General features: G+C 72.6%; 21 protein-coding genes. 10 read left to right on the forward strand and 11 right to left on the reverse strand.

Annotation, left to right across the window (positions count from 1 at the left end):
* A partial coding sequence (locus VQ02_RS09750; protein WP_342447816.1) for an extracellular solute-binding protein occupies positions 1-1,070 on the forward strand: 1,070 nt, incomplete at its 5' end.
* Between the two features lie 175 nt (positions 1,071-1,245).
* Here VQ02_RS09750 and VQ02_RS09755 read toward each other — a convergent pair.
* On the reverse strand, positions 1,246-3,219 hold the full coding sequence (locus tag VQ02_RS09755) for an SDR family NAD(P)-dependent oxidoreductase (protein ID WP_048443991.1): 1,974 nt from the start codon (positions 3,217-3,219) through the stop codon (positions 1,246-1,248).
* A 191-nt stretch (positions 3,220-3,410) separates the two neighbouring features.
* Here VQ02_RS09755 and VQ02_RS09760 point away from each other — a divergent pair, with 191 nt between their 5' ends.
* From VQ02_RS09760 to VQ02_RS09770, 3 genes are all read left to right on the forward strand, one after another.
* Positions 3,411-4,538, forward strand: a complete 1,128-nt coding sequence (locus VQ02_RS09760) for a CgeB family protein (RefSeq protein WP_048443992.1) — start codon at positions 3,411-3,413, stop codon at positions 4,536-4,538.
* Entirely contained in the window at positions 4,535-5,635 is a 1,101-nt protein-coding gene (locus VQ02_RS09765) for a CgeB family protein (RefSeq protein ID WP_048443993.1), read from the forward strand. Before VQ02_RS09760 ends, VQ02_RS09765 begins: the two co-directional genes overlap by 4 nt.
* 158 nt (positions 5,636-5,793) lie before the next feature.
* Positions 5,794-6,819, forward strand: coding sequence for a UDP-glucuronic acid decarboxylase family protein (locus VQ02_RS09770; protein ID WP_048443994.1), 1,026 nt, complete (start codon positions 5,794-5,796; stop codon positions 6,817-6,819).
* 12 nt (positions 6,820-6,831) lie between these two features.
* On the opposite strand, the gene VQ02_RS09775 is transcribed toward VQ02_RS09770, so the two are convergent.
* The 3 genes from VQ02_RS09775 to VQ02_RS09785 form a co-directional block, all read right to left on the reverse strand.
* Positions 6,832-7,749 carry a LysR substrate-binding domain-containing protein gene (locus VQ02_RS09775; RefSeq protein ID WP_048443995.1) on the reverse strand — a complete coding sequence of 306 codons (918 nt, stop codon included), beginning with the start codon at positions 7,747-7,749 and terminating at the stop codon, positions 6,832-6,834.
* A gap of 112 nt (positions 7,750-7,861) precedes the next feature.
* Positions 7,862-8,452 (reverse strand): glutathione S-transferase family protein, encoded by a 591-nt coding sequence (locus tag VQ02_RS09780; protein ID WP_048443996.1) that lies wholly within the window; start codon positions 8,450-8,452, stop codon positions 7,862-7,864.
* A 17-nt stretch (positions 8,453-8,469) separates the two neighbouring features.
* Positions 8,470-9,681: an ABC transporter substrate-binding protein gene (locus tag VQ02_RS09785; RefSeq protein ID WP_048443997.1), complete on the reverse strand. Its 1,212-nt coding sequence runs from the start codon at positions 9,679-9,681 to the stop codon at positions 8,470-8,472.
* 348 nt (positions 9,682-10,029) lie between these two features.
* Here VQ02_RS09785 and VQ02_RS09790 point away from each other — a divergent pair, with 348 nt between their 5' ends.
* Together VQ02_RS09790 and VQ02_RS09795 are read left to right on the forward strand one after the other, a co-directional pair.
* Positions 10,030-11,235 carry an iron-containing alcohol dehydrogenase gene (locus VQ02_RS09790; RefSeq protein WP_048443998.1) on the forward strand — a complete coding sequence of 402 codons (1,206 nt, stop codon included), beginning with the start codon at positions 10,030-10,032 and terminating at the stop codon, positions 11,233-11,235.
* A 297-nt stretch (positions 11,236-11,532) separates the two neighbouring features.
* Positions 11,533-11,862 carry a porin gene (locus VQ02_RS09795; protein ID WP_245239673.1) on the forward strand — a complete coding sequence of 110 codons (330 nt, stop codon included), beginning with the start codon at positions 11,533-11,535 and terminating at the stop codon, positions 11,860-11,862.
* A gap of 6 nt (positions 11,863-11,868) precedes the next feature.
* Here VQ02_RS09795 and VQ02_RS09800 read toward each other — a convergent pair whose 3' ends face one another.
* Genes VQ02_RS09800 through VQ02_RS09810 form a run of 3 tightly spaced genes read right to left on the reverse strand, consistent with a single transcriptional unit; the run spans position 11,869 to position 13,844 of the window.
* Positions 11,869-12,357 (reverse strand): hypothetical protein, encoded by a 489-nt coding sequence (locus tag VQ02_RS09800; protein WP_048444000.1) that lies wholly within the window; start codon positions 12,355-12,357, stop codon positions 11,869-11,871.
* Positions 12,350-12,688, reverse strand: a complete 339-nt coding sequence (locus VQ02_RS09805; protein ID WP_048444001.1) for a rod-binding protein — start codon at positions 12,686-12,688, stop codon at positions 12,350-12,352. The genes VQ02_RS09800 and VQ02_RS09805 overlap by 8 nt, the downstream gene beginning before the upstream one ends.
* A gap of 40 nt (positions 12,689-12,728) precedes the next feature.
* The gene (locus VQ02_RS09810) at positions 12,729-13,844 is read right to left on the reverse strand and encodes a flagellar basal body P-ring protein FlgI (RefSeq protein WP_048444002.1); all 1,116 of its coding nucleotides are present in this window, start codon (positions 13,842-13,844) and stop codon (positions 12,729-12,731) included.
* A 233-nt stretch (positions 13,845-14,077) separates the two neighbouring features.
* Here VQ02_RS09810 and VQ02_RS09815 point away from each other — a divergent pair, with 233 nt between their 5' ends.
* The 4 genes from VQ02_RS09815 (at position 14,078) to dksA (ending at position 17,618) form a co-directional block, all read left to right on the forward strand.
* Complete coding sequence (locus tag VQ02_RS09815; RefSeq protein WP_048444003.1) at positions 14,078-14,494, forward strand: flagellar assembly protein FliX; 417 nt, start codon at positions 14,078-14,080, stop codon at positions 14,492-14,494.
* 108 nt (positions 14,495-14,602) lie between these two features.
* Positions 14,603-15,979 (forward strand): MBOAT family O-acyltransferase, encoded by a 1,377-nt coding sequence (locus VQ02_RS09820; RefSeq protein WP_048444053.1) that lies wholly within the window; start codon positions 14,603-14,605, stop codon positions 15,977-15,979.
* A gap of 15 nt (positions 15,980-15,994) precedes the next feature.
* A complete protein-coding gene (locus tag VQ02_RS09825) occupies positions 15,995-17,038 on the forward strand; it encodes a hypothetical protein (RefSeq protein ID WP_048444004.1) in 1,044 nt (347 codons plus the stop codon).
* A gap of 160 nt (positions 17,039-17,198) precedes the next feature.
* On the forward strand, positions 17,199-17,618 hold the full coding sequence (dksA, locus tag VQ02_RS09830) for an RNA polymerase-binding protein DksA (protein WP_048444005.1): 420 nt from the start codon (positions 17,199-17,201) through the stop codon (positions 17,616-17,618).
* A 317-nt stretch (positions 17,619-17,935) separates the two neighbouring features.
* On the opposite strand, the gene flgH is transcribed toward dksA, so the two are convergent.
* The 4 genes from flgH to flgF are packed head-to-tail and all read right to left on the reverse strand — an operon-like array spanning position 17,936 to position 21,300.
* Positions 17,936-18,676, reverse strand: a complete 741-nt coding sequence (flgH, locus tag VQ02_RS09835) for a flagellar basal body L-ring protein FlgH (RefSeq protein ID WP_048444006.1) — start codon at positions 18,674-18,676, stop codon at positions 17,936-17,938.
* A 12-nt stretch (positions 18,677-18,688) separates the two neighbouring features.
* Positions 18,689-19,741, reverse strand: a complete 1,053-nt coding sequence (gene flgA, locus VQ02_RS09840) for a flagellar basal body P-ring formation chaperone FlgA (RefSeq protein WP_048444007.1) — start codon at positions 19,739-19,741, stop codon at positions 18,689-18,691.
* An 8-nt stretch (positions 19,742-19,749) separates the two neighbouring features.
* Positions 19,750-20,541 (reverse strand): flagellar basal-body rod protein FlgG, encoded by a 792-nt coding sequence (gene flgG / locus VQ02_RS09845; protein WP_048444008.1) that lies wholly within the window; start codon positions 20,539-20,541, stop codon positions 19,750-19,752.
* A 12-nt stretch (positions 20,542-20,553) separates the two neighbouring features.
* Positions 20,554-21,300, reverse strand: a complete 747-nt coding sequence (gene flgF / locus VQ02_RS09850) for a flagellar basal-body rod protein FlgF (RefSeq protein ID WP_048444009.1) — start codon at positions 21,298-21,300, stop codon at positions 20,554-20,556.
* Positions 21,301-21,537: the final 237 nt, after the last annotated feature.

Below are 21,537 nucleotides of genomic sequence, written 5' to 3' on the forward strand. Positions count from 1 at the left end.
GGGGCGTGATGCGGGGGGCATCCGTGGGCGGAAGGACGGCTTGGTCGCCGGGCATCCTGTGGTGCTGCGCCGGGCTCGCCCTGCTCCTCGCGACTCTCGCGCCGGCCGCGGCGGTGGACCGCACCCGCCTCGTCGCCTACACGGCGCTGGAGGTCGAGCAGCTCGACCCGATCCGCCGGGCCGTCGAGGCGGCGGTGCCGGAGGTCGAGATCGCCTGGGTGCGCGCCTCGACCGGAATCCTCACCGACCGCGTGCTGGCCGAGCGGACCGCGCCGCAGGCCGATCTCCTGCTCGGGATCGCGGCGACGAGCCTGCTGCAGTTCGAGGCCGCCGGGCTCCTCGACGCCTACCGGCCCGTCGGCGTCGAAGCCCTGCGGCCGTTCTTCCGCGACCCGACACCGCCCTACACCTGGACCGGCATGGACGCCTATCTCGGGGTGATCTGCTTCAACGTCGAGGTGGCGGCGAAGCACCGGATCACGCGGCCGAGCTTCTGGCGCGACCTGCTCGGCCCCGCCCTGCGGGGCCGGATCGTCATGCCGAACCCGGTGGCCTCCGGCACCGGCTACCTCCTCGTCGCGGCCTGGCTGCAGACCCTCGGGGAGGATGCGGGCTGGGCCTTCATGGACGCCCTGCACGAGAACGTCTCGGCCTACCTGCCGAGCGGCTCGGCCCCGTGCCAGGAGGCGGCGACCGGCCGCCACGCCGTGGGCCTCTCCCTCGACATGCGGGCCGCCGCCGAGAAGGCGGCGGGCGCCCCCATCGACATCGTGGTGCCGGTCGACGGCACCGGCTGGGAGGCGGAGGCCTTCGCGGTCGTCGCCGGGCGGCCGCACCTGGCGCTCGCCCGACGGGTGGCCGACTGGGCGGCGAGCCGCGAGGCCAACGCGCTCTACGCCCGCAGCTTCGCCATCGTGGCCTATCCGGGCGTCTCCAGCCCGGCGCCGGTCTACCCGCCCCATGCCGAGGCGCGGATGATCCGCAACGACCTCGACTGGATGGCCCGCAACCGCGCCCGCATCCTGGCCGAGTGGAGCCGCCGCTACGGAGCCAAGGTCCGGACTCCGTGACGCGGCAGGGCCTCATCGCGGGCCGCGCGAGGTCCACCCCAGCTGTGCGGCCCGCAACGCCCTTGCGTCCGCTTGGAACCATCTGCGGCGAGGATCAGTCCTGACGGTCGCGCCACGGAAGCGTCCTTCAGCGCCGCCACCGCCACTGCACTGGCCGGACTGTCCGGACCCGGCCCTAACCTGCCCGGGAGAGCGCCGGCGCCTCCGCCGCCGCGCCCGCCCGCCGCAGGAAGTCCGGGATCGCCTCCTCGAACACCGCGTCCGCCGCCGCCCGGTCGTCCGCCGCCACCGCGGCGGCCAGGCGGTCGAGCCAGGTGGCGAGCTGGGCACGGTCGGCGAAGACGGGCTTGGCCGCCATCACGCCGTCGATGCCGGCGAGGTTCACCATCGGCTCGTCGTGGGCGAACAGGATCTCGTTCAGGCGCTCGCCGGGCCGGGCGCCGGTGACCACCACGTCGATGTCCTCACCAGGTTCGAAGCCGGCGAGGCGGATCATCCGCTCCGCGAGGTCGCGGATGCGCACCGGCTGGCCCATCTTGAGCACGTAGACGGCGGCGCGCTGGTCGCCGGCCAGAGGTTCACGCGCCAAGCGGTCAGGGGCCCCCGGGTCGCGGGCCTCGCGGTCGGCGTGGGAGGCGGCGGTCAGCACGAGGTCGGCGGCCTCCCGCACGGTCATGAAGTAGCGCACCATGTCGGGGTGGGTGAGCGTCACCGGACCGCCGCGGGCGATCTGCGCCTTGAACACCGGCACCACCGAGCCGACGGAGCCGAGGACGTTGCCGAAGCGCACCGCCACCAGGCGGGTCTCGTCGGCCCCGCGATCCGCATCGAGGGCCTGGGCGTACATCTCGGCGAAGCGCTTGGTGACGCCGAGCTGCGAGACCGGCTCGATCGCCTTGTCGGTCGAGATCATGACGAGCGCCCGCGCACCCGCCGCCAGCGTCGCGTCGGCGACGTTGACCGAGCCGAAGACGTTGGTCTTGATCCCCTCGCTCCAGTCCCGCTCCAGGTAGGGCACCTGCTTGAGCGCCGCGGCGTGGAAGACGTAGTCGGGCCGGAAGTCCCTCAGCACCCGGAACAGGCGGTCGCGGTCGCGGATGTCCGCGATGACGCCGCTGACCTCCGCTTCGGTGCCGGTCAGGCCTGGGCGGCTCAGGACGCCGTGCAGGGCGGGCTCGGAGCTCTCCAGCACCAGCACGGCGCTCGCCCCGAAGGCGACGGCGCGGGCGCAGATCTCCGAGCCGATCGAGCCGCCGCCGCCCGTGACCACCACCCGCCGTCCGGTCAGGAAATGCTCCAGGCGGGGCCGGTCGATGGCGACCGTCGGGCGCAGCAGCAGGTCCTCGATCTCGATCGGGGCGAGCTCCGCCCCGCGCCCGGCATCGCCGAGGCTCGTCACCCGGGCGAGCGGCAGGCCGAGGCGCCGCGCCTTGGCGATCAGCGCCTCTGGCTCGGCCTCGGGCGCGAGCGCGCTCGGGGTCGCGACGAGGCGGCGGATCGGCACGCCGCGGGCGGCCATGCCCGCCACCACCTCCTCGAGGTCGGAGACGGCGCCGAGCACCGGCACGCCCCGCATGGTCTGGCCCTGCTCCTCGGCCCGGGGCGAGAGGATGCCCTTCGGGTCGAGCTTGCGCACCGCGCCCGATTCGATCGCCCGCAGCACCACCTCGATGTCGTGGCCGCGGCCGATCAGCAGGGTCGGCGTGCTGGCGGCCCGCGCAAGGCTCTGGCGCGAGCGGCTGTACTTCAGGTAGCGGAACGCCAGCCGCGGGCCGCCAAGCAGAAAGATCTGCAGGACGAAGTAGAGCCCGATGGCGATCTTGCCGAAGAAGTAGATGCCGAACAGGACCGGCGAGACCAGCACGTAGTCGAGCACGAGCAGGAGAAGCGTGAGGACCGCCACCGCCCGGACGATGTTGGCGAGGTCCGGCAGCGAGGCGAAGCGCCACTTGGTCCGATAGAGCCCGAAGGCGCGGTAGACCAGGCCGGCGCAGGCCACGAAGGGCGGCAGCAGCACCGGCAGGTGGGCGAGCCGCTCGGGGAGCAGCGGGCCGTCGAACCGGATCGCGAAGGTGAGGAGCACGGCGAGGGCCGTCGCCACGAGGTCGTGGACGATGATCGTCGCGGTCTTGAGAATCTGTCTGCGCATCGGGAGCCGGGCGCGGTATCGGCTGGGGCTTCCGCGGTGTCAACGCGGGGGGCCCGGCGGGACGCTTGCGCCCGCGCATCCCTGGCTTTCTCGGCGGACCGGGATTTGCCAAACGCCGCCGCTCCGCCATCTGGGCATACACGACAGGAGCATCGCGGAACGGCGGTGCGATCAGGAGATCGTCGCGCCGCATGCCCAGCCTCGCCTTCTACGGCTCCAGCCTGCTCTCCTCGTACTGGAACGGCGCCGCCACCTATTACCGGGGCCTGATCCGCGACCTCGCCGGCCGGGGCTGGCAGACGACCTTCTACGAGCCCGACGCCTTCGAGCGCCAGCAGCACCGGGACATCGACCCGCCGGACTGGGCTAAGGTCGTCGTCTACCCCGCCACCGAGGAGGCGGCGCGCGCGGTGATCGCCGAGGCCGCCCGGGCCGACGTGGTGGTGAAGGCGTCGGGCGTCGGCGTCTTCGACGACCTGCTGCTCGAGGGCCTCGCCCGGGCGGCGCGGCCGGACGCGGTGCGGCTGTTCTGGGACGTCGACGCGCCCGCGACCCTGGCCGAGATCGGCGCCCATCCCGATCACCCCCTGCGCCGGACCCTGCCGGAGCTCGATCTCGTCCTCACCTATGGCGGCGGGCCGCCGGTGGTCGCGGCCTACCGGGGCTTCGGGGCGCGGGACTGCGTGCCGATCTACAACGCCCTCGACCCCGACACCCACCACCCGGTGCCGGCGCAAGGCCGGTTCTCCGCCGACCTCGCCTTCCTGGGCAACCGGCTGCCGGACCGGGAGGCGCGGGTGGAGGAGTTCTTCCTCGGGCCCGCGGCGCAGCTGCCGGACCGGCGCTTCCTGATCGGCGGCAACGGCTGGGAGTGGCGGGCGCTGCCGGAGAACGTGCGCCGGATCGGCCACGTGCCGACGGCGGACCACAACGCCTTCAACACCTCGCCCCGGGCGGTGCTCAACATCGCCCGCGACTCGATGGCGGCCACCGGCTGGTCGCCGGCGACCCGGGTGTTCGAGGCCGCCGGCGCCGGCGCCTGCCTCATCACCGATGCCTGGACCGGCCTCGAGATGTTCCTCGCCGAGGGCGAGGAGGTGCTGGTCGCCCGCGACGGGCGGGACGTCGCCGCCCATGTCGAGGCGCTCACCGCCGAGCGGGCCCGCGCGATCGGCGAGGCGGCGCGCCGGCGCATCCTGGCCGAGCACACCTACGCGCGGCGCGGCGCCGAGGTCGACGTGCTCCTGCGCCGGGCGCTCGCCGCCCGCCAGAGCCTCGCCGCTCCCGTTGCCGCTCCGTCGGCCGGGATGCCCGCGTGAGCCGGCCCCTCGACCTCGTGGTGCTGGGCCTCAGCCTGTCCTCGTCCTGGGGCAACGGCCACGCCACCACCTACCGGGCGCTGCTCCGGGCCTTCGCGGGCCGGGGCCACCGGGTCACCTTCCTGGAGCGCGACGTGCCCTGGTACGCCGCCCACCGCGACGTCGCGGCGCCGGGCTACTGCGACCTCGTGCTCTACCCCGACCTCGCGGCCCTCGCCGACCTGATGCCGCGCGTGGCGGCGGCCGACGCCGTGATGATCGGTTCCTACGTGCCGGACGGCGTCGCGGTCGGCGAGATGGCGATCCGGACCGCGCAACGGGCGGGAATCGTCGCGGCCTTCTACGACATCGACACGCCGGTGACCCTCGCCAAGCTCGCCCGGGGCGACCGCGAGTACCTGACGCCGGACCTGATCCGATCCTACGACCTCTACCTGTCCTTCACCGGCGGCCCGACGCTCGCCCGGCTGGAGCGCGAGCACGGCTCCCCCATGGCCCGGGCGCTCTACTGCTCGGTCGACCCGGAGCATTACGCCCCGCGTTCGGCGCCGATCCGCTACGACCTCAGCTATCTCGGCACCTACAGCCCCGACCGGCAGCCCACCCTGGAGCGGCTGCTGATCGAGCCCGCCCGCCGGGCGCCTCACCTGCGCTTCGCCGTCGCCGGGCCGCAATATCCGGACGACATCGCCTGGCCGTCCAACGTCGAGCGCCTCGATCACGTCGGCCCGGCCGACCACCCGGCCTTCTACGCCGCCAGCCGCTACACCCTGAACGTCACCCGGGCCGACATGATCGCCGCCGGCTACAGCCCGAGCGTGCGGCTGTTCGAGGCCGCAGCCTGCGGCACGCCGCTGATCTCCGATGCCTGGGACGGGCTCGACACGGTGCTGGCCCCCGGCCGCGAGATCCTGGTGGCCGACGGTTCCGACGCGGTCCTGGCGGTCCTGGCCGACCGGGACGAGGCCGCCCGCACGGCGCTCGCGGACGCGGCGCGGGCGCGGGTGCTCGCGCGCCACACCGCCGCCTGCCGGGCGGCGGAGCTTGAGGCCGCCCTGCACGAAGCAGGGGCTGGCGGCATCCGCGCCGCACCCTAAAATACTTGCACCCTGTATCGCAACGAGGGCCCGAGCGCCGCGTTGGGAGCGGGTGCGGTCCGGGAACAAAGATCCCGGATTCGTGAGGCGGCGGACGCAGGGCGCCCTGGCAGGTCCCCCTGCGTCCCGCCCCGCCAGGCTGAGAAGAGGGTTACCGCATGAGACACCGCGAGAGCACGCTCGTCCTGGTCGCCGGCGGGGCGGGGTTCCTGGGGTCTCACTTGTGCGATCGACTTCTCGCCGAGGGGCACGAGGTCGTCTGCCTCGATCATTTCGGCACCGGCCGGCGCCGCAACCTGCGCCACCTCGAGCGCGAGCCGCGCTTCGACGTCGTGGCCCACGACGTGGTGCAGCCCCTGCCGGCCCGGCTGCGGCGCCAGCGCTTCGCCCGGATCTACAACCTCGCCTGCCCGGCCTCGCCGCCGCACTACCAGGCCGACCCGGAGCACACGCTGCTCACCAGCGTGCTCGGCACCCGTCACCTGCTGCTGGCGGCCGAGGAGGCCGGCGCCCGCTTCCTCCAGGCCTCGACCTCCGAGATCTACGGCGACCCGGAGATGCACCCGCAGGCGGAAGGGTACTGGGGCCACGTGAACCCGACGGGTCCCCGCGCCTGCTACGACGAGGGCAAGCGGGCGGGCGAGACCTTGTGCGCGGACTACGCCCGGGCGGCCCGCGTCGCCGTGCGGGTGGCGCGGATCTTCAACACCTACGGGCCGCGGATGCGCGCCGATGACGGGCGGGTGGTCTCGAACGTGATCTGCCAGGCGCTCGCGGGCGACGACATCACGGTCTATGGCGACGGCAGCCAGACCCGCTCGTTCTGCTACGTCGACGACCTCATCGAGGGCCTCTACCGCCTGATGGAGCACCCGGCCGAGGCCCGGGACATCGGAGCGGTCAACCTCGGCAACCCGGTCGAGCTGACGGTGTCGGACCTGGTGCGCCGCGTCCTCGCCATGACCGGCTCGCCCTCCGCGGTGGTCAACCGTCCCTTGCCGGTCGACGATCCGCGCCGGCGCCGGCCCGACATCACCCGCGCCGGCGAGATCCTGGGCTGGACCCCCCGGGTGCCCCTGGAGCAGGGCCTGCGCGCCACCGTGATGTGGTTCTCCGACGAGGCCGAGGACGGGCCCCGGGCGAGCCTGCGGGCGGCGCAGGAGGCGCCGGCGGCCGTGGCCTGAAGCCTCTTCGCATCACCGTGCTGCGTCGATCTCGCCCTCGCCCCTGACCCGCGCCAGCACCAGGTCGGTGAAGATGCGTGCATGCGGCATCTCGGGCGCGGGCTGGCGCACCAGGGTCATCGGCGCGACCGGCGCCGGGCCGGCGATCGGCCGGTAGCGGACGCCCTCCGTCGCGAGGCGGGCCATCGAGCGGGGCACGATGGCGAGCGCGATGCCGGTCGCCACGAGGTTGACCACGGAGGCGAGCTGGGGCGCGTTCTGGGTGATGAGCGGCGAGAACCCCGCCGCCGCGCAGGCCGCCATGATGCCGTCGTAGAGCGCCCGCCCGTTGTGGCGCGGATAGACGATGAACCCCTCGCCCGAGAGTTCCGCGAGGCCGACCGGCCCCGCCTCGGCGGCCAGCCGATGGGTGGCCGGCAACGCCACCACCATCGGCTCGTCGAACAGGTAGCGCGCCCAGAGGTCGTCGACGTCCCCCTCGCCCGGCCGCATGAAGGCGACGTCGACGCGCCCGCTGCGGAAGGCGGAGAGCAGGCTCGCGGTCGTCTCCTCCAGGAGCTCGATCTGCACGTCCGGATAGGCGCGCCGGTAGTCGCGGATCGCCCCGGTCACCAGGGGATGGAACGAGGCCGAGGAGGTGAAGCCGATGCGGATCTGGCCGACATCGCCCGTCGCGATGCGCTGCGCCCGGATCTTCGCCGCGTCGACCGCGGCCAGCACCGCCCGCGCATCGTCGGCGAAGGCTCGTCCCGGCTCGGTCAGCGCCACCCCACGCGACAGGCGCTGGAGCAGGGCCGTCCCGACCTCGTGCTCCAGGCTCTTGATCTGGTGGCTCAGCGCCGGCTGGGCGATGTTCAGGCGCTCCGCCGCCCGGGTGATGCTGAGATCGTCGGCCACCGCGACGAAGTAGCGAAGATGGCGAAGCTCCATCGCGCCGGTTCCCCCCTGTCCCCCGGTTTCCGCCGCGGCTGCCGGATCGTCGTCCGAAAGCCCTACGATAGCCGAGGTCCGGGGGGATCGCATGGGGCGCGATGGGATGGGGTTATCCGCGCGGCACGGTGTCCCGCACCGAGGGACGGTCGGCCTGCGCCTCGCGGAACGCCGCGACCCGGGCGCAGAGCGCGCGCCAGTCCTGGTCGGGGAAGCGGAACGCCAGGTAGTCGAGGGCGGTGATCGCCGCGATGGCCGGGAGGCCGAAGGACCTTTCCGCCCCGGCGAAGGCCGCATCGAGGCGCTTCAGGCCCTCGCGCATGGTGCGGAAGCGCTTGATGCCGACGAGGCCTGTGTCGAAGTCCGGCGCCGACTTGCGCCCGATGATGACCGCGACGGCGGCGTCGAACACCCCGATGGCGATGCCGGCGGCCGATAACGCCTCCGGTCCGCCCGCCAGCACCGCCGGCTCCGGGCCGACAGCATCCAGATGGGTGAGGATCAGAAGCGCCTCGGTGAGCCGCGCGCCCTCGTCGGTGACGAGGGTCGGCACGCGGCCGGCCGGGTTGGCGTCGAGGAAGGCCGGGTCGTCGGCCCAGGCGTCGACGATGGTGGTGTCGACCGCCTCGTTCAGGCCCTTCTCGATGAGCGCCATGCGGACGATGCGCACGAAGGGCGAGGTCGGGTTGGCGTAGAGCTTCATGGTGCGGTCTCTCCCGGTCAGCCGGTGGTCAGGGGGCAGCCGCTCTTGTCGGCGGGGGTGAACAGCGTGTCGCCCGGCACCGTCTCGATGACGCGGTAGAGGTCGGCCTTGCCCTTCGACTCCTTCGGGCTCTTCACCTCGACGAGCATCATGTCCATCACCACCCGGCCGTTCGCCTGGATGCGCGGGTTGCCGTAGAAGCCGTCGTCGATCGGCAGTTCCTTCATCGCCTTGTTGACGGCGCCGGCCTCGTCGGTCCCGGCCTTCTCGACGGCTCTGAGATAGTGCCTCACCGACGAGTAGGCGGCGGCGTGGCCCATGGTCGGCACGACGTTGCCGTTGCGGGCCATCAGGCGCTTGGCCCAGGCGCGGCTGGCGTCGTTGGCGTCCCAGTAGAAGTTCACCGCCATGCGGATCCCCTGCGCCACGTCGAGGCCGAGCGCCACCGTGTTGTTGGTGAAGACCAGCATCGCCACCACCTTCGAGGTGATGCCGAATTCCCGCGCCTGCTTGATGGTGTTGACGAGGTCCGGCCCCGCATTGGCGAGCCCGATCACGTCGGCGCCGGAGGCCTGTGCCTGGATCAGCTGCGAGGACAGGTCGGTGGCGCCGAGGGGATGGCGGATCTCGCCCACCACCGTGCCGCCGGCGGCCTTCACGGCCTTGCCGGCGTCGGCGGCCAGCCCGTGGCCGAAGACGTAGTCGGCGGTGATGAAGGTCCACTTCTTGCCGCCGGCCTGCACCACCGCGCCCGCCACCGCGTTGGCAAGCTCGCCGGTGGAGGGCACCCACTGCGTGCCGTAGGGCGAGCAGCCGGGGCCGGAGAACTGCGAGGCATAGCCGCCGGTCACCATCGTGGTGATCTTGCGCTCCTTGGCATAGGCCTGCACCCCGAGGCCGACGGAACTGGCGCCGCCGAGCACGAAGGCGGTGACGCCGCGCTGGTCGACGAGCTGGCGGGCGAGGCCCGACCCGATGTCGGGCTTGTTCTGGTGGTCGACGCCGATCACCTCGACCGGCCGCCCCAGCACCTTGCCGCCGAAATCCTCCGCCGCCATCGTGGCGGCGAGCACCATGTTCGGCCCGCCATTGCCGGAATACATCCCCGATAGGTCCTCGAGCACGCCGATGCGCAGGGGCGTCTGGGCGAGCGCCGGGGCGGTCAGCATGGTGGCGAACAGGCCGGCGACGGCGAGGCGTCGCGTCCAAGACGTGCAAGGAGCAGGCATGCAAGGAACGGGCGTGCGGGGCATGGGGCGTTTCCTCGGGATTCGACATCCGTCTTCCCGCGTCCGTCGAGGGACGTCGGAGCGGTGCCTGATGATCGACACGGATCTTGCGGATCGCCGCGATATCGCGGCTGGCGGCAGTTGAAGTCCAATAGTTTGCGCGAGGGCTCGCCATCGTTTCCCGGTATGGCATGGCCCGACCTTGGCTTCGACGCGCCGTCATCGCTGCCGCCTATGGCTCGCGACCGGTGTTTGTATTGGACGTGACGCCGGCGGATCGGCGACATCATCGGCACGATCGCGAGGGCCCGACGATACGAAGCGCCCCGCCCCGGAGGAGACGCCCGCATGATCACCAGCTTCTACATGCCGACCCGGATCGTCTCGGGCGCCGGCGCGCTCGCCACCATCGGCACCCTCGCCCGCGACCTCAAGATGACGCGGGTCCTGGTCGTGTCCGATCCGGTCATCTCGGCGCAGGGCTTCCACGCCGAGGCACTGGCGGCCCTGAGCGAGGCGGGCATCGCGGTGTCGCGCTTCGACGAGTGCGGCATCGACGCCCGCTGCTCCCACATCGACGACCAGGGCGGGCGGGTGCGCCGCGAGGGCATCGACGGCGTCGTGTGCATCGGCGGCGGCTCGGTGATGTGCACCGGCAAGGGCATCGCCATCGTGGCGACGAACCAAAAGCCCATGGCGGAGTGCACCGGCGTCGGCCGGTTCGACCGCAAGGCGCTGCCGATGATCATGGTGCCGACCACTGCCGGCTCCGGCTCGGAGGTGTCGCAGTGGACGATCGTCAAGGACGAGGAGCGCCACCTGAAGCTCCTCGGCGGCGGTCCCCTGAGCTTCCCCGACGCGGCGATCCTCGACCCCGCGACCTTGCGCTCGCTGCCGATGCACGTGGCGGCCCTGCCGGCCGTCGACGCGCTGACCCACGGCGTCGAGGCGTATCTGAGCGGCATCGCCTCGCCGCTCACCGACGCGGTGGCGCTCGCCGCGGTGCGGCTGCAGGCGGCCTCCCTGCGCGCCTCGATCAATTCCGACGACGACCGTGCCCGCGAGGACAACCTCGTCGCCTCCTGCATGGCCAACATCGCGTGCGGCAACGCCCGCCTCGGCCACGGCCACGCCCTGTCGCTGCCGCTGGAGGGCCACCTCGACCTGGCCCATCCCTACGGCGTCGGGGTGCTCCTGCCGCACGTCATCACGTTCAACCTCGCGGTGCTGCCGGCCAAGGTGAAGCCTCTCGCCGAGGCGCTTGAGGTCGAGACCACGGGCCTGTCGCGCCGGGAGATGAGTTCTGCCTGCGCCGACGCGGTCCGGGCGCTCTACGCCGATATCGGCTTTCCCGAGCGGTTCACCCCCGCGCAGCTGCCGCGCGACCGGGTGCGCGAGATGGCGCTCCGCGCCGTGCCGGGCCTCTATGCCGGCATCGCCGCCAAGGACTTCGACCCGGCGAGCGCCAACGACCGCACGATCATCGCGAGCCCGGCGGCGCGCAAGATGACGGTGAGGCAGGCGGAGGAGATCTTCGAGCGGTGCGTCGGGTGAGAAACTCGTCGCGTCGGTCCTTACGGAAGGTGCAGATCTTCTTTCGGTGAGGTCGTTTTAACATGCGGGTCGCGTGCATTGTCCTTTTCCCCGCGTGCGGCAGGACTGTCTGGGCAATAGCAAGGGCGCGGGTCTTCTCCTCTCTTCGCGGGCGGGGAGAAGGCTCGCGACTCATCCGGCAACGTTGGCACGGCCGGCAAATCGCACGAGGGCGACGCGTCACGTCCCGTGTCCCCCCACGCCCTGGCGCGCTCGCCCCCGCCATGCTTCTCTCCACCCCGAACGGGAGGGCCGGCCTTGCGCACGACATCGATGATCCTCGCGGCCGCCGCCTTCCTCGCGGTCCTGCCGGCCCACGCGCTCGACGTGCGCGACCTGCCCATCGCCAAGGCCCCCGAGTCCTGCCCGCGCGAGGGGCCCGGCTTCGCCCGCCTCGTTCCCGGCGGCCCGTGCGTGCGGATCAGCGGGCGGGTGCGGGCCGAGGCCGGCACGCCGGTGCCGGCGCCTACCCTCGACGGCGCGGCGCGGGGCGTCGTCAGCGGCTCCGGCCAGGTCGCGATCGACACGCGGACGGAGACCGAGTACGGCCCGGCCCGGGCCTATATCCGGCTCGGCACCGGGCACTGAGACCCCTCACAGGCTGCGTGAGAGCACCAGCGGCGCGCTGCGGCTCCGGCCGTAGGGGGAGGGCGCCGGTCGCCCGCCGTAGCCGGTGCCATATCCCTTGGGCTCGGCGCTGCGGGTGAGCTCGGTCGAGAGGTTGCGCAGCAGGCCTTCCGAGATCGCCCGGGCGGTCGCCAGCACCGCCTGGTTGGCCGAGACCGCGTCGGTGAAGCGCCCGTGGGCCTCGCGCAGGGCCGCGACGCCCTCCGGGGCGAAGCGGGCGAGCGCCACGGCGTTCGCCTTCACCGCCTGCAGGCCCTGCAGGTAGGCGCCGGCGAGGGCCGTCTTCTGCGGCGCCTCGGCCAGGCCGTCGCCCAGGCGGCCGACCCGGATGTGGTCGCTCTCGCGCCCGAGCAGGGCCTCGAGCTCGCGCATCACGCTCAGCGTCTCGGCGACCAGGCGCTCGGCGCTGCCGGCATCCGCGACCCGGACCGGAGCGGGACGGGACGTCTCAGCCATTCGCGCCTCCCTGCAGCCGCAGCATCTCGCGCATCACCTGGTCGCCGATGCCGACGCCGCCGCTCTGCACGATCGACTGGGCGTATTCCTTGTTGAGCATCGAGCGGTAGACGCCGCCGCCGGTGCCGTTCTCGCCGAGCGGCCCGTCGGTGCCCTGCGAGCGGTTGAGCACGTCGAGGCTCTGCTCCAGGAACATCGCCTCGAAGTCCTTGGCGGTCTTCTGGATCTTGGTCTTGTCGGCGGCGGCCGACAGGCCGGAGGAGACGGCCCCGGCGAGGGCCTGGCCGACCGCCAGGCCGGCGGAGGCCGCGAGGGGAGCGAGAGGAAGCATCGGACGGTCCTCGTGTTCGAAAGGGAAGGGGAACTCGGCGTCACATCACTTCGATGTCGGCCTGGAGGGCGCCGGCGGTCTTGATCGCCTGGAGGATCGAGATCAGGTCCCGCGGGCCGATGCCGAGCGCGTTGAGTCCGTCGACCAGCTCGCGCAGGGTCACGCCCTCCTTGACCAGGGCGAGCTTGTTCTTGTCGCCGGCATCGACCTTGAGGGCAGTGCGCGGCACCACCACGGTCTCGCCGTTGGAGAGCGGCGCCGGCTGGCTCACCTGCGGCTGCTCGGTGATGGTGACGGTGAGGTTGCCCTGCGCCACCGCCACGGTGGAGACCCGCACGTCGCGGCCCATCACGATGATGCCGGAGCGCTCGTCGATCACCACCCGGGCGGTCTGGTCGGGCTCGACCTTGAGCTGCTCGATCTCGGTGAGCAGCCGGATCATGTTGCCCTGGTAGCGCGCCGGCACCTGCAGGGTGACGGTCGAGGGATCGGTCGGCTCGGCGGTGTCCGCCCCCATGAAGTCGTTGATCGCCGCGGCGATGCGCTTCGAGGTCGTGAAGTCCGGGTTGCGCAGGGACAGGCGCAAGCACTTCTGCTCGTTGAGCTTGAAGGCGATCTCGCGCTCGATCACCGCGCCGTTGGCGATGCGCCCGTTGGTCGGCACGCCGCGGGTGATCTTGGCCGCGTCGCCCTCGGCCTGGAAGCCCGCGATGGCGAGCGAGCCTTGCGCCACCGCATAGGCCTCGCCGTCGGCGCCGAGCAGCGGCGTGACCAGCAGGGTGCCGCCCTGGAGCGACTTGGCGTCACCGAGCGACGACACCGTCACGTCGATGCGCGTGCCCTGCGCCGCGAAGGGCGGCAGGTTCGCCGTCACCATCACGGCGGCGAGGTTGGCGGTGCGCATGGTGGCGCCCCGGGTGTTGACCCCGAGCCGCTCCAGCATCGCCTGCACCGACTGCTTGGTGAAAGGCGCGTTGTTGAGGGTGTCGCCGGTGCCGTTGAGCCCGACGACGATGCCGTAGCCGATGAGCTGGTTGCTCCGCATGCCCTCGACGCTGGCGAGGTCCTTCACCCGCGACAGGGCGAGGGCGGGCCGGGCCGCGACGAGGGCCGAGAGGGAAGCCAGGAAGGCGAGGACGAGGAAGCGGAGGCGCATGACGGGGTCCCGAAACTCGGGATGTCCGCTGCCAGGACCGTGCCAGCGCCACGGCTGGGCGTAAGTATCTGGTAAGGTTACCGATCCGTTTCCGATGGGGGGAGCCTGCGGGCGATCCGGACCCGGTCGTTCTCGCCCCGCGGCAAGAACTGCCGCCCCGTTTACGGCGCATTCACCATACCGGGGCGAGGTTTATCGGGCCAAAGCGAACCCCGTGACCCGGACCCGATCCCATGCGTGTCGACACCCGCCTTGCGGCCGCTCCCCTGTCGGGAGCCGGGCCGCGCTCCCTGCCGGCAGGCGGCGTGTTCACCCTCGGGGCGGAGGCGGTGCGGGTCCCGACCAGCGCCGGCGGCGCCGTGCCCCTCGCCGGCCTGAGCGCCATCCTGACCCTGCAGAGCCAGGACGAGGTCTCGGGCGACCGCCGCCGCCGGGCGACGAAGCGCGGCCACGACATCCTCGACGCCCTCGACCGCCTCAAGGCCGCGCTGCTCGGCGGCCGCGTCGCCGCAAGCGAACTGAAGGCCATCGCCGGCCGCCTCGCCGAGCGCGCCGGTAGCACGGGCGATCCGCGCCTCGACGACCTGATCGGCCACATCGAGCTGCGGGCGCAGGTGGAGCTGGCGAAGCTCGGGATGGCGGGGGGCTGAGGGGGCGGTTCCCGGCCGTTGACGCCCAACCCCCGATCTCCCACAACGGCGCCCGTTTGAAGACAGGCGGCCTTGCTGTCGCCGGAGACGCGCGTCACCCCGGCCTCGATGCTGTTCAACTCCTTCCCGTTCCTCCTCGGCTTCCTGCCCGTCGCGCTGGCGCTCCACGCGTTCATCGCCCTGCACCGGCCGGGCTGGCGGCTGCCGCTCCTCGTCGCGCTCTCGCTGGTGTTCTACGGCTGGTGGGACCCGCGCTTCGTGCCGCTGCTCGTGGCCTCGATCGGGCTGAACTGGCTCGTCGCGCGCTGGTTCGGGCGGAGCCGGGCCGCACTGCTGATCCCGCTCGCCATCGCCGCCAACCTCGCGGTGCTGGCCCTGTTCAAGTACGCGGGCTTCCTCGCCGGCCTCGCATCCGTCCTGCCGGGACTGCACGACCTGCCGCGGCCGAGCCTCGCCCTGCCGCTCGGCATCTCGTTCTTCACCTTCCACCACGTGATGTACCTGACCGACCTGCGCGCCGGCCGGGCGCCGCAGATGAGTCTCACGCGCTACGCCCTCTACATCGCGTTCTGGCCCCAGGTGCTCGCCGGCCCGCTGGTGCGCTGGAGCGAGATCCTCCACCAGTTCGACGAGAAGCCCTACGCCCGGCCGGACGCCGCCGAGCGGATCGGCCGCGGCCTGATGCTGCTCTGCATCGGGCTGGCCAAGAAGGTCTTCCTCGGCGATCCGCTGGCCGCCTACGCCAACCCGGTGTTCCAGGCCGCCGCCGAGGGCAAGGTGGTGAGCGTGGCCGAGGCCTGGCAGGGCACGCTCGCCTTCACCTTCCAGATCTACTTCGACTTCTCGGGCTACACCGACATGGCGCTCGGCCTCGCCCTGCTGTTCGGCATCGTGCTGCCGCAGAACTTCGACGTGCCCTACCGCGCCACGTCGCTGCAGGACTTCTGGCGGCGCTGGCACATGACCCTGTCGCGCTTCCTGCGCGACTACCTCTACATCCCGTTCGGCGGCAACCGCCGCGGCCTGGCCGTGCAGGTCGCCGCCCTGTTCGCCACCATGACCCTAGGCGGCCTCTGGCACGGGGCCGGCCTCACCTTCGTCGCCTGGGGGGCGGCCCACGGCGCCGGCCTCGGCGCCGGCGTGCTGTGGCGCCGGGCGGGCCTACCCCTGCCGGCGCTCCTCGGCTGGGTCCTCACCTTCGCCTTCGTGGCGCTCACCTGGGTGCTGTTTCGCGCCACCAGCTTCGAGGCGGCACTCACGATGTTCAAGGGCCTCGTCGGCCTCGCGCCGGTCGGGCACGGCTTCAAGTGGCGGGCGCTCCTGCCCGCCGCCCTGGTCGCCCTCCTCGGCCCGACCGCCTGGGCGGCGGTCCACCGGCTGCCGCCCCGGCCGGCCCTGGCGGTCGCCTTCGCGGTGCTTCTCGTCGCGGTGCTGCTGCGCATCGGCGACGACGCCAATTACGAGTTCATCTACTTCCAGTTCTGAGCCGGGGCCGATCCGATGCGCGCTGATCCCCCGGCTCCGGCCGGCACCGCACTGGCCGACGGTGCGTGGCGCCGCTTCGCCGCCTGCCTCGTCGCGACGGCGGCCGCGCTGCTCCTCGGCTACCTCGCCCTGGCGCTGGCGGTCGATCCCTACGACACCGGCCGGCCGCGGCTCCTGCACCGCGACGGCGTGCGTCCGCAGGGTCCCCGCACCGCGGCGGCGAGCCGGGGGCGCGACCCCGCCTTCACGGCGGCGGTCATCGGCAACTCGCACATCCAGCTCGTCTCGCCCGAGCGCCTGCGCAACGCCACCGGGATCCCTGTCGTGCAGCTCGCCGTGCCGGGCACCGGCCCGGGGGAGCAGCTGCTCCTCGCCGGCTACTTCCTGCGCCACCACCCCGAGGCGAGGGCCCTGGTGATCGGGACCGATTCGACCTGGTGCACCGGCGATCCCGCGCTGCCGCCCCTGCGGCCGTTCCCGGCCTGGCTCCTCGCCGAGGACTGGGCGAGCTACCTGCGCGGCCTCCTGCGCCTCGGCAGCGCCGCGGAGGTCGCCGGCCGCCTCGCCTGGGCGGCGCGGCCGGCCCCGCGCCGGGCCGCGCCGGACGGCTACTGGGACTACGAGGCGGATTACCGGCGCCTCGGTGATCCCGATGCGCCGGACCGGGCCGCCGCCCTGGCGCGGCCGGCCCCGTCCGAGCCCGATCCGGGGGAGGGCGGGCCCGAGTTTCCGGCGGCCGCCCGCCTGCGCGACCTGGCGGAAAGCCTCGCCCCGGGCACGGCCCTGGTGCTGGTCTTCCCCCCGGTCTACGCCGCCGCGCGGGCCCGGCCGGGTACCCTCCGGGCCGCCGCCGCCGAGGCCTGCCGCGCCGCCCTCACGGCCGCCGTGGCGCCGAGGGGCCGCGTCGTCGACTGGTCCGGCGACCGGCCCGAGCTGCACGACCCGGCCCTGTTCTTCGACGCCACCCATTACCGCCAGCCGCTGGCCCGGCGCCTCGAGGCCGACATCGCCGCCGCCCTCGGAGCCCGGGGGCCGGACGCAGATGGTCCGCGACCGTGACACGTTTGCAGCAGAACGCCGCCGGCCCATGGTCCGGACCTTGCGTGTCGGCGCAGAGACGTTGTGGTGGCGTCCAGCCTCTATTATAGGGCTGCGCCAAGAGGGCTGCTGCCGTGAAGTCGGCCGCTGTCATGAGAACATCGATTATCCGAGGGGCGCGATGGCGAAGATCGTGATCGAGGAGGGCTATGCCCCCAATGACGCCGAGCCCTTCATGAACGAGCGTCAGCGGGAGTATTTCCGGCGCAAGCTCCAGAGTTGGAAGCAAGACATTCTGCGCGAGGCCCAGGACACCCTGGTGGCGCTGCAGAGCGAGAACGAGAATCACCCCGACCTGACCGACCGCGCCTCGTCCGAAACCGACCGGGCGATCGAGTTGCGCGCGCGAGACCGGCAGCGCAAGCTGATCGCCAAGATCGACTCGGCGCTCGCCCGGATCGAGGACGGATCCTACGGCTACTGCGAGGAGACCGGCGAGCCGATCTCGCTCAAGCGCCTGGAGGCCCGTCCGATCGCCACCCTGTCCCTTGAGGCCCAGGAGCGCCACGAGCGCCGGGAGCGGGTGTACCGGGACGATTGAACCCGGGGACGTCGGCCCAATACCTCGCCCGGAAGCCGCGCATGAACCCTTCCCCGCAGAGGGGGAGGGTCAACGTCCAGGGCGCGAAGCGCCTCTTCCTTGACACGTGATCTGACCGGGCGGCGCGAGCCGGCTTCCCGGTCAACGGCGTTTCGGCCCCGGAAACGAGAGTCGGCCCCGGCCGGGGAGTGCCGGGGCCGCGCCGCGTCCGGGCGGCTCAAGGGGGGAGCGCGCCGCCCAGTGCGGGATCCTGAGGGGGCGTTCCGGCGAGCGGGCGTCCGCCGGAACAGCACCGTTCGTCAGAACGGCTCCGTTCGTCAGAACGGCAGCACGATGTCCAGGAACTGCTGGCCGTAGCGCGGCTGCTGCACGTCGGTGATCTGGCCGCGGCCGCCATAGGCGATGCGGGCCTGGGCGATCTTGCTCGAGTCGATGGTGTTGTCGGACTCGATGTCCTCCGGCCGCACCACGCCGCCGACGATCAGCTCGCGCACCTCGAAGTTGATGCGGATCTCCTGCCGGCCCTCCAGCACCAGGTTGCCGTTCGGCAGCACCTGCGTGACGATCGCCGCCACGTTGGTGGTCACGGTCTCGGCGCGCTGCACCGAGCCGGCGCCGTCGTTGCTGGTGACGGCATCCGCCGTGAGCAGCTTCGACGGATCGGCGCCGCCCAGGAGCTTGGTCTTCGTCTCGAGGCCGAAGGCGTTGGGCAGCCCGAACGACTCGCTGCTCGAGCGCGAGCGCTTGGTCTCGTTGTTGAGGTTCGCCTTGTCGGTGACGTTGATCTTCACCGTCACGAGGTCGCCGACCTTCGCGGCGCGCTGGTCCTTGAAGAAGGCCCGCGAGCCGGTGCGCCAGAGGGAGTTCGAGGCGTAGGAGACCGGCTGGACGTCCGGCATCGGCAGCCGCACCGGGCGGTAGCCCGCCTGCGCGGTCGGGTCCTCGATCGCCGAGAGCGCCGGCTGCGCGCCGATGTTCGAGAGGCGGTCGACGGTGTTGCAGCCGGCGAGCAGCAGGGCCGCGAGGGCCGGAAGGGCGAGGCGGGAGACGGGCGTCATCGCGCGTGTCCCTCAGCGGGCCGGGACGGCGGCGGCGAGCCGGCCGGGCGCGGCCGCCGCCGTCACCGGGACGATCGGCGCCACGGTCACGCGGCCGGGGCCGATCACGGTGGCCTGGATCACCTTCTTGGAGACCGGGTTGACCACCCCGATCACCGCCCCGAGGGGGCCGCCCTCCCGGGCCTGGCCGCGCAGCGCCAGGACCACGCCGGGGGTCTCGTAGACGATCGTCACCGACTCGCCGCGGGCGACGAGGTCCGGCCGGCCGAGATCGCCGGCGCGGAGCGCCGTGCCGGCGCCGAGGGGCTTCTGCGCCACCTGGCCGACGAAGGCCGCCGGGTCGGCGGCGATGTCGGCGGGCAGGCCCTCGCGCGGGCGCCGCTCGACCGCGACGTCGGGCGCGGAGAGCGTCTCGCCCCGGCCGATCGCCCGGGTGAGCACCGCGACGTCGGCCATCTCGACCACCTGGCCGGCGACACGGAGCGAGGCCTGGCGCTCGCCCACCACCACGAGGGCGGTGACCCGGCGGCTGCGGGGATCGTAGGTCACGTCCTGGGCGGCCAGCGGGCTCGTGAGGTCCGGCGGCACGGTCAGGACCGGGGGCTCGCCCTCGAAGGCGACGGTGACGAAGCCGGCATCGAGCCCGCGGAGCTTCACGAGCGCCGCCTTCACGGCGGCCTCGATCTCCGGCGCGGCGATGCGGCGGGCCGCGCGCTGCACCGAGATCTGGAGACGGCCGCCGCTCTCCGGCGCGTCGAGCCCGAGGCCGGCCGCCGCCTCGACGATGCGCCGCACCTGGATCGTGCCGGAGCTGCCCAGCGCCGGCGCCCGGAAGAGCGCCCTCTGGGCGAGGGCCGGCGGCGCCCCGGAGACGAGGTCGCCGAGCGTGATGACGTCGCGCTCGGCGGTGATGTCGCCCTTGAGGGAGAGGCGGGGCGACTCTGCGGCGAGCACCGGCAGGGTGAGGAGGCCGAGGGCCACGAGCGTGAAGGCGGTGCGCCCGAGGATGCCGGCGCCGAGGAGCGCGCGGCGCGCCTCCGGGGCGGGGGTGGCGGACTGGATCATCGGGGCGCTCATCCGCGGAACATCTGCGAGGTGGTGGAGAGCATCTGGTCGGCGGCGGTCACGACCTTCGAGTTCATCTCGTAGGCGCGCTGCGCGGCGATCAGCGAGGAGATCTCCGAGACGGCGTTGACGTTGGCCTCCTCGAGGTAGCTCTGCTGGAGGTTGCCGAACCCCTCGTTGCCGGGGATGCCGGTGATGGGCGGGCCCGAGGCCAGGGTCTCGATGAACAGGTTGTCGCCGATCGATTCGAGGCCGACCTTGTTGACGAACCGGGCCATCTGGATCTGGCCGAGGTTCTGCGGCGCGGTCTGGCCCGGCACCATCGCCTGCACCACGCCCGAGGCGCTGATGGTGACGCGGGTGGCGTTGTTCGGCACCGTGATGTTCGGGTTCATCAGGTAGCCGTCGCGGGTGACGATCTGCCCCTGCGCGTCGAGGTCGAACGAGCCGTCCCTCGTGTAGGCGGTGCGCCCGTCCGGCATGGTAATCTGGAAGAAGCCCTCGCCGCGCACCGCGACGTCGTAGGTCTTCTCCGTCGAGGACAGCGTGCCCTGCGACATCACCCGGGCGGTCGAGGTGGTCTTCACGCCCGAGCCGAGGGCGAGGCCCGCCGGCAGCTGGTTGTTCTGGTCGGAGGTGGCGGAGCCCGCCCGGCGCAGGTTCTGGTAGAGAAGGTCCTGGAAATGCGCCTGCTGGCGCTTGTAGCCGGTCGTGCGCAGGTTCGCGATGTTGTTCGAGATGACCTGGACGTTGAGTTCCTGGGCCGCCATGCCGGTGGCGGCGGCGTAGAGCGCGCGCATCGTCGGTCCTCCTTACGCGGCCGAGGCGTCGGCGAGGCGCTGGATCGCCATGCCGCGCAGGGAATCGAGCCGCGAGACCGTGTCGGAGACGAGCTGGTAGACCCGGTTCACCTCCAGCATCCGGCTCATCGCCAGGACCGGGCGGACGTTCGAGCGCTCCAGCGCCCCGGGCTCGAGCCGCCCCTGCGGGCCCGCCGGCTGGGGCGCGGCGGTCGCGGAGTAGAGGTTGCCGCCGGCATTCGTCAGGCCCTGCGGGTCGGCGAAGGTGACGAGGCGGACCTTGCCGCGGTTGCCCTGGTTGGTCGAGACGGTGCCGTCCGGCCCGATCGTCAGCCCGGTCTCCTGCTGGCTGATCTGGATGGGGCCGCCGTCGCCGAGCACCAGGTGGCCGTCGCTCGTCACGATCTGCCCCTGCGGGTTCATCTCGAAGGCGCCGTTGCGGGTGTAGCGCTCGCCCTGCGGCGTCTGCACCGCGAAGAAGGCCTCGCCGCGGATCGCGACGTTGAGCGGGTTGCCGGTGGCCTCGACGGGACCCTGGCTCAGGTCGAGGGGCGTGGCCGCGTCGATGACGTAGGACAGGCGACGGTCGGGACGCTGGAAGGTCTCCGCGCTCGCCTTCGGCATCAGGTATTCCTGGAAGCGCGTCGTGCGCGCCTTGAAGCCCGTCGTGGTGACGTTGGCCATGTTGTTGGCGATGACCTCGAGCTCGCGCCCCAGGGCCATCTGGGCCGAGAGCCCGATCAGCTGGGCATTCTGCATCCGTCTCGTGCTCCCCGACGATGCGGTTCCTGTCCGGGCCACCCCGCTCCCCAGCGGCCGACCCGTTCCTTTTGGTTGGCAGGGCGCGTGCCAGGTCGGTGCGCCGGAATTCCTGCTGTTATGGCAAATGCTTGGTTAATCGGTCGCGGGCCCCGGACCGTGACGGGATTGCCGGCCCGGCAGGTTCGACCGGGCAGAATTTGCCGCCTTAACGGCGCGTTAACCGTCTTCCCACAA

This window comes from Methylobacterium variabile (assembly GCF_001043975.1).
In the GTDB taxonomy this organism is placed as follows: domain Bacteria; phylum Pseudomonadota; class Alphaproteobacteria; order Rhizobiales; family Beijerinckiaceae; genus Methylobacterium; species Methylobacterium variabile.